This is a genomic window from Pseudoalteromonas sp. SR44-2 (genome assembly GCF_014163745.1).
In the GTDB taxonomy this organism is placed as follows: domain Bacteria; phylum Pseudomonadota; class Gammaproteobacteria; order Enterobacterales; family Alteromonadaceae; genus Pseudoalteromonas; species Pseudoalteromonas distincta.
Map to the genome: position 1 here is coordinate 26,851 of NZ_JACJDW010000037.1, position 6,617 is coordinate 33,467.

The following is a 6,617-nucleotide window of genomic DNA, read 5'->3' on the forward strand; positions in this document are numbered from 1 at the left end:
AACCGCTGATATGTCAGCGGTTTTTTTATGGGCTAAAGTAATGTTTAGTCGTATATTAAATACCGAACAAGAGCGTAGTGTTCTTACCAAGCTTGTAAAAAAATATATAAGTAAACAGCCTAAATAGGCAGTTATATTTTAACTCTAAAATTAATTATCTTATTTAATTGAGCTTTTTCAATACGCGGTCTTTTCTTGGTAGGTAATAGTTATCGTAATCAAGTGAGACTATAACGCGCTCTGCTTTTCCTAATAACTCGTTACGCGGAATTAAACCTATTACACGCGAGTCAGCGCTATTGTCGCGGTTATCGCCCATTGCTAAATAATAATCATCAGGAATTGTAATTGCATCAAAGCCCGATAAACGTGAAGGAATATTTGCCACTCTTATCGAATGCGCTAATCCGTTTAAATCTTCGATTTTATCAAGCGAGTCTATGTTGCTTTGCTGATCTGCATAATTAAGTTTTTTACCATTAATAATGAGCTCATTATTTTCAAGCGCAACGGTGTCTCCTGGCACACCAATTACACGTTTAATTAAACGGTTATCGGCAGCTTGTGAGTCAAAAACAATAATATCACCGGTTTGTGGGTCCGCTAGTTTAAGTAGTTTTATATGCGTAAATGGGACACGAATATCGTAGGCCATTTTATCGGTAAGTATTCTGTCACCTTCTTGAATTGTTGGCTTCATAGAGCCTGTTGGCACTTCGTACCAATCGGCTACAGCGCTTCTAAATACGCTCATTAGTGCAATAAATACGATAAGAGAGCGGTTATTTTTCCAAAACTTATAAACTAATTTCATGCCTATTCCCTTCAATTGAACAAGTCTTTAATTAAGTAACTGTTTATATGACTTTGCTAATTAGCTGCAGTTCAATCAATGATGTAACAAAACATGTTGGCTACTAATTTTAATTGATCGATTAAATTTAGAGCGTCGTAACATTTAACGAAACCAACGGGTATTAACTTAAAGGAAAAATAAAATGTTTAAGAAAATTACTACTGCATTATTGTTTACAACTGCAAGCCTTGGATTTACTACAATGGCTTATGCTGATCATCATGGTATGAAAAAAGACGTTGTTGAAGTAGCCGTTGAAAATGGTTCGTTCACTACTCTTGTTGCTGCTGTTAAAGCCGCAGGTTTAGTTGAAACACTGCAAGGTAAAGGACCCTTTACTATTTTTGCACCAACAGATGCTGCATTTTCTAAATTACCTGAAGGCACTGTTGAAATGCTACTCAAGCCTGAAAACAAAGATAAGCTAACGGCGGTATTAACTTATCACGTAGTGTCTGGAAAAGTGATGGCAGCCGATGTAATGAAGGTAGATAGTGCGAAAACACTACAAGGCCAATCGGTTATGGTTAAAGCCGACAGCATGGGCGTAATGATAAATGACGCTAAAGTTGTAAAAGCTGATGTAAAAGCAAGCAACGGCGTAATTCATGTTATCGACACAGTACTACTTCCAAAAGAGTAGTCATAAAAGAATAAGCCAACTAAAAAAGCATAAGTAAATACTTATGCTTTTTTATTTATTTTTGTTTCATGACATAACAAATTATTGATTTAGTTTTTCTTTCGCTTCTTTTACTTTTTCAAAATCTAAACCAAGTTCGTCAGTCGCTTCTTTAATAAGGTGCGGTTGAGTCATTACGACTGCCATAAGTTGCTGTAGTTTTTCTGGCGGAATACCAAGCTCTTGAACAAGCGCCATTGCCATCATTGGGTTTTGAGTAAACGCTTCAAACAATGCTTTTACTTTTTCGTCGCTTACATTGTGCTCTTTAAGTATTGCTAGTATTGGATTCATTATTAAACCTTAAGTGTTTTTTATAGGGCTTAGTATATGGGCTAAACCCTAAAATTAAAGAGTTACTCTACAAGTAAAACCACTTTTCCTGCGTTTTCATTACGCTCTAAAATAGCATGGGCTTCGTTTGCGTCGCTCCAAGGCAATGTTTTATACAAGTTAAAGTCGTACTTTTTAGTGGCAATATCATTGTAAAAACGCGCTACAAAGTTGTCGCGCACCTGGCGTTTAAACTCAATACTACGATTTCTAAGCGTTGAGGCATGAAACGAAATACGCTTTTGTAAAAGCGCGGCAAAATCAACCTCTGCAAAACGTCCATCTAAAAATGCAAGCATTACAATTTGGCAATCCATGGCTGCAATAGCGGCATTTTTATTTAAGTAACTCCCCGAAACAGGATCAACAATTGCATTTGCTGTTAACTCATTTGCTTTCATATACTCTACAAAGTCGGTGGTTTTGTAGTTAATTGCATGATCGGCGCCGAGCTCTTTTGCGTGTTGGCATTTGTCATCCGTACCGGCAGTAATAACTACGGTAGCACCTGCGCTTTTAGCCATTTGAATTGCTGCACCGCCCACGCCACTAGCACCTGCATGAATAAGCGCTGTTTGCCCTTTTTGTAATTTACCAAGCTCAAATAACGCGCCAAATGCCGTTAAATACACTTCGCTTATTGCAGCGCCCTCAGCCATTGTTACATCATCGGGTAATTCCATAAGCTGTTTTGCATCAACTGCTACATATTCGCTATAAGCACCACCTGAGCACAACGTAAAAATACGCTTGTTTAGCCAGCTTTTATCTACATCTTTTCCAAGTTCAGTAACTGTACCCGCACATTCTAAACCTAAAATCGGGCTATCTCCCGCAGGGGCCGGGTATTTACCTTGGCGCTGCATACTGTCTGCACGGTTTACACCTATTGCTGCAACTTTAACAAGTACTTCATGGCTCTTTACAACCGGCTTTTCGGTTTCACTAAATGCAAGATTGCCATCTTCATGAGAAATATATTTCATTGTTGCTCCAAGTTTAAAAACTGTAATAACATATAGATGGGGATGAACACAGATTCAAACAACCTCAAAAGCGCCAACTTTGTTTATAAGGATAAACATCGGGTAGATAACCATTATGTACTTGTTGCTGACAACTCTGCCAAAACGTCGCTAAAAACAAGTTGCTGTGCTCATTATTAAAATAATTAAACGCAATCTCGTTGGCGCTAAAAAACACCTTAAATTGGCTCGGAAATATATCGTTTTCAGCTATATCAAAATACGAGTTACTACTTAGCTCTTCAAGTGCATTTTGGGTTTGTGGCACCTCTCTAAAGTTGCAATCGGTTAGTGGGCAAATTTCGTCAAAGTCGTAAAACACAACTCGCCCCCATCGCGTTACGCCAAAGTTTTTCATTAGCATGTCGCCCGGAAATATATTAGCGCCCGCTAACTCTTTAATTGCTTTACCGTAGTCATGCATCACGCTCTCTAAGGTTTTGTTATCGCATTGGTTAATATATAAATTAAGCGGGGTCATTTTACGCTCAACATAAACGTGCTTTAAAATGAGTGCCTTGCCAGATATAACTATGCTGCTGCCAATTTGGCTTTTCATCTGCTCAAGCAGCTCGTCGCTAAAACGGCTTAAATCAAACGCTAAATATCTAAATTCGTGCGTATCTACCAAACGACCAACCCTATCGGCTTGTTTTACAAAGTTATACTTGTCTATCACTTGTGCTTTGGTAGCTGTTTTTGGCGCACTAAATTTGTCTTTAATTACTTTATAAACGTAATCTAGCCCTTCAATAGTAAATACCAGCATTACCATGCCCGGCGTACCTGGCGCTTTAACATACTTGAAGTTGGCTGGGCTATTTTTAGTCGTATCGACCTTGTGCCGATAAAACTCAGTTTTGGCGTGCTTTATAAAACCAATGGCGTTAAATAACTCAAAGCGTTGTTTGTGTGGCATTAACACACTTAAGTAATCTACATAACGAGCGGGTTTATCGGTATCAACCATAAAATAGGTGCGTGCAAAGCCAAATAATAAACTTAATTGATCGGCGCCCATCATTACAGCATCAAGCTTTAGTCCCTCATCGGTATTTAAAATAGCGATAGCAAAAGGCATATTGTCGCCATTTTTAGCAATGCAGCGCCCAATTAAATAACAGGCTTTGTTTCTAAAAAATAATGAGTTGGCGTATTCAATATACCCATCGTTTAAATTTATAAGTTCGTACACCTGTTTGCATTGCTGCTTAGCGCCTTGCATTAACGTACTTTGTAATGTGGCTACATCGCGTTCTAAATGACTAAACGGCACTCTAAATACTTGATTAGTGATAAGCGTTTTAACGGCGTTATTAAACCCATTATGTAGCGATACCCTGCTCACTAAGCTTTCATAAGAGCGCGGCTCACTACGGTACTTTGCTTTTAATACAAACAAATGCACAGTACGAATTTTTTTATCGTCCCAAATTGCGCCAAACGTTGAGTTAAAAAAGGTATGCGCAATAGGTTTATTTTCGTGATTTTCTACCATATCGCCGTAAATATTTTTAGCTAACTGCCACGTTTGCGGGCAAGTAAGTTCAGCATAAGCAATAACTCTGACGGCTTCACTCACGTTTTTAACTTCGCGCTCATACACTTGTAAACGTTCACGCATAGCACTTTGTACACTGTGATACTGTCGTTGTTCAAAACGGCTTTGTGCACCCAGTGTAATATTTAAAAATTGCGAAAACATCGCCTCAAATCCAGCAAAAACAGATCGTGCAAGCTTACTGGCAATAACGTTTTGCAGCGTATTATTAGATTGATGTGTTAGCCTAGTTTGCATAAATACAGCACTTATATTGATGCCAGTTATGGCGGTTATTTTTTATTAATTGTTTACACCTTAGCAAGTAGGCTTTAATTTAGATAATTAATACAGCATATAATTTAAATTGATCATATGAATATAAGAAATGTCGATCTTAACCTTCTCGTTTATTTAAATGTGTTAATAGATGAAAAAAGTGTGTCAAAAGCTGCCAATAAACTCGCGCTTACGCAACCTGCTATGAGTAATGCGCTAAAACGTTTGCGCGATTTATTTGATGACCCGCTACTTGTTCGTGCTGCAGGCTCTATGACGCCAACGGCAAAGGCACTTGCGTTAAAGCCTGAAGTTGAGGCGCTCTTAAAAATGGCCGAAGCTATTACGCAGCCTAGTGAGCAATTTAACCCTACAACGGCTGAAGTTACGTTTAGAATAATGGCAAACGACTACATAGAGTCGACCTTAATAGCCCCCTTTATAACGGCGCAGCTTAGTAAAAACCCCGGTATTAATTTTGATGTATTAAGTCCAAGCGACGTAAACCTGCAAGACATGGAAAAAGGCACTATAGATTTAGCAATAAACCGCTTTAATGGCCTGCCACGCTCGTTTCACCAAGCCAGTGTTTGGCGCGATAATTACTGTTGTTTAACCCATCCTAAAAATACATTTTTACAACAATCAGGGTTAGACGACTACTTAAAAAAAGAGCATATTTGGGTAAATCGTGCCGGCTGGGGGCCTGAAGCCGCTGTTACTAATAAATCAGGAAAGCAAAAATTAGGCTGGGTAGATGAAGCGCTTTGGCAACTAGAACAAACCCGTAAAATACGTGTTTTTACTCGCCACTACATGGTCGCAAGCCTGCTTTGCCAATCAGAGCAACTTATTGCCACCCTACCGCGCAGGCAAGCTAAGTTATTAACCTCTCATACTGATTTGGTAATCAGCCCTGTACCATTTCAAATAGTGCCTATTGAAGTAAAAATGATATGGAGCCCACTGCTGCACCATGCAACGGCGCACCAATGGTTAAGGCGTGAGTTATTAGCGTTTGCTAAAACGATTGCAGATAGATAAATTATTATTTTCATCACATCAAGCACCAGGTATTTTACTATCGCGCATACTTCCAAGCTTTACTTTCATTAGAAGAATATAATGATAAACAAACTTAATAATAAGAATAACGATATTGCAAATATAATTTTTGCTGTCTTTCAAAAGTCCTACGCTATAGAGGCTAAACTGATCGGCGCGCATAGCTTTCCTCCTTTAGCGCGTAATATTAAAGGTATAAAAAAATCAGAAACAACCTTTTATGGCTACAGCGAAAATGAATGTTTAGCAGCCGTTATAGAAGTAGATACAAACAACGAGTATTTAGATATTTGCAGTTTAACCGTTGATCCTAGTCATTTTAAAAAAGGTATCGCAAGTAAGCTAATAAGTTATGTTTTAGCAATGGATGATTTTTCTCATGCAATAGTGGAGACTGCGGTTGCTAATACTCCTGCAATAAATTTATATAAAAAGCATGGCTTCGTGGAATTTAAAAGATGGACCCCTTCACATGGTATTGAAAAGCTGGCTATGTCGGTCGTAATTTAAATCAGTATTTCAAAATAGGTAATTTACAAATGGATAGTGCATCAATAATTGCGTGGAGTGTTTTGTTTGGAGGCATAGGTATTGGCTACCTTACTTACGGGCGAAGAAAAAAAGCCGTAGTACCGCTTTGTATTGGTTTGTCGCTATTGGTATTTCCGTATTTTATGAGCAGTGTTAGCATGCTGTTGATTGTAGGCGCTATTTTAGCTGTCTCTTGATCACAAGTCTGACTCAAGAGATTTTGCTAAATCGTAGCCTTCCAGGATGGCTTGTAACTTAAGCCATCCTTGCCATAACACTTTCACAGATGCACGCCCTGTGCGCTTG

The 6,617-nt window shown here is 38.5% G+C and carries 8 protein-coding genes; 4 read left to right on the forward strand and 4 right to left on the reverse strand.

Annotated features, from left to right (window positions below):
* Window positions 1-163 precede the first annotated feature (163 nt).
* Entirely contained in the window at window positions 164-814 is a 651-nt protein-coding gene (lepB, locus tag H5115_RS17405) for a signal peptidase I (protein ID WP_024597614.1), read from the reverse strand.
* A gap of 184 nt (window positions 815-998) precedes the next feature.
* Between lepB and H5115_RS17410 the strand changes: the two genes are divergently transcribed.
* On the forward strand, window positions 999-1,499 hold the full coding sequence (locus tag H5115_RS17410; protein WP_007582534.1) for a fasciclin domain-containing protein: 501 nt from the start codon (window positions 999-1,001) through the stop codon (window positions 1,497-1,499).
* An 81-nt stretch (window positions 1,500-1,580) separates the two neighbouring features.
* Here H5115_RS17410 and H5115_RS17415 read toward each other — a convergent pair whose 3' ends face one another.
* The 3 genes from H5115_RS17415 to aceK form a co-directional block, all read right to left on the reverse strand.
* The gene (locus H5115_RS17415; RefSeq protein ID WP_007582532.1) at window positions 1,581-1,832 is read right to left on the reverse strand and encodes a DUF2999 family protein; all 252 of its coding nucleotides are present in this window, start codon (window positions 1,830-1,832) and stop codon (window positions 1,581-1,583) included.
* Window positions 1,833-1,894: 62 nt separating this feature from the next.
* The gene (locus H5115_RS17420; protein WP_182756533.1) at window positions 1,895-2,857 is read right to left on the reverse strand and encodes a zinc-binding dehydrogenase; all 963 of its coding nucleotides are present in this window, start codon (window positions 2,855-2,857) and stop codon (window positions 1,895-1,897) included.
* Between the two features lie 64 nt (window positions 2,858-2,921).
* A complete protein-coding gene (aceK, locus tag H5115_RS17425; protein WP_182756535.1) occupies window positions 2,922-4,694 on the reverse strand; it encodes a bifunctional isocitrate dehydrogenase kinase/phosphatase in 1,773 nt (590 codons plus the stop codon).
* A 117-nt stretch (window positions 4,695-4,811) separates the two neighbouring features.
* Here aceK and H5115_RS17430 point away from each other — a divergent pair, with 117 nt between their 5' ends.
* From H5115_RS17430 to H5115_RS17440, 3 genes are all read left to right on the forward strand, one after another.
* Window positions 4,812-5,759 carry a LysR family transcriptional regulator gene (locus H5115_RS17430; protein WP_182756537.1) on the forward strand — a complete coding sequence of 316 codons (948 nt, stop codon included), beginning with the start codon at window positions 4,812-4,814 and terminating at the stop codon, window positions 5,757-5,759.
* Window positions 5,760-5,840: 81 nt separating this feature from the next.
* A complete protein-coding gene (locus tag H5115_RS17435; protein WP_182756539.1) occupies window positions 5,841-6,290 on the forward strand; it encodes an N-acetyltransferase in 450 nt (149 codons plus the stop codon).
* A 29-nt stretch (window positions 6,291-6,319) separates the two neighbouring features.
* Window positions 6,320-6,508, forward strand: coding sequence for a hypothetical protein (locus H5115_RS17440; RefSeq protein ID WP_182756541.1), 189 nt, complete (start codon window positions 6,320-6,322; stop codon window positions 6,506-6,508).
* Window positions 6,509-6,617: the final 109 nt, after the last annotated feature.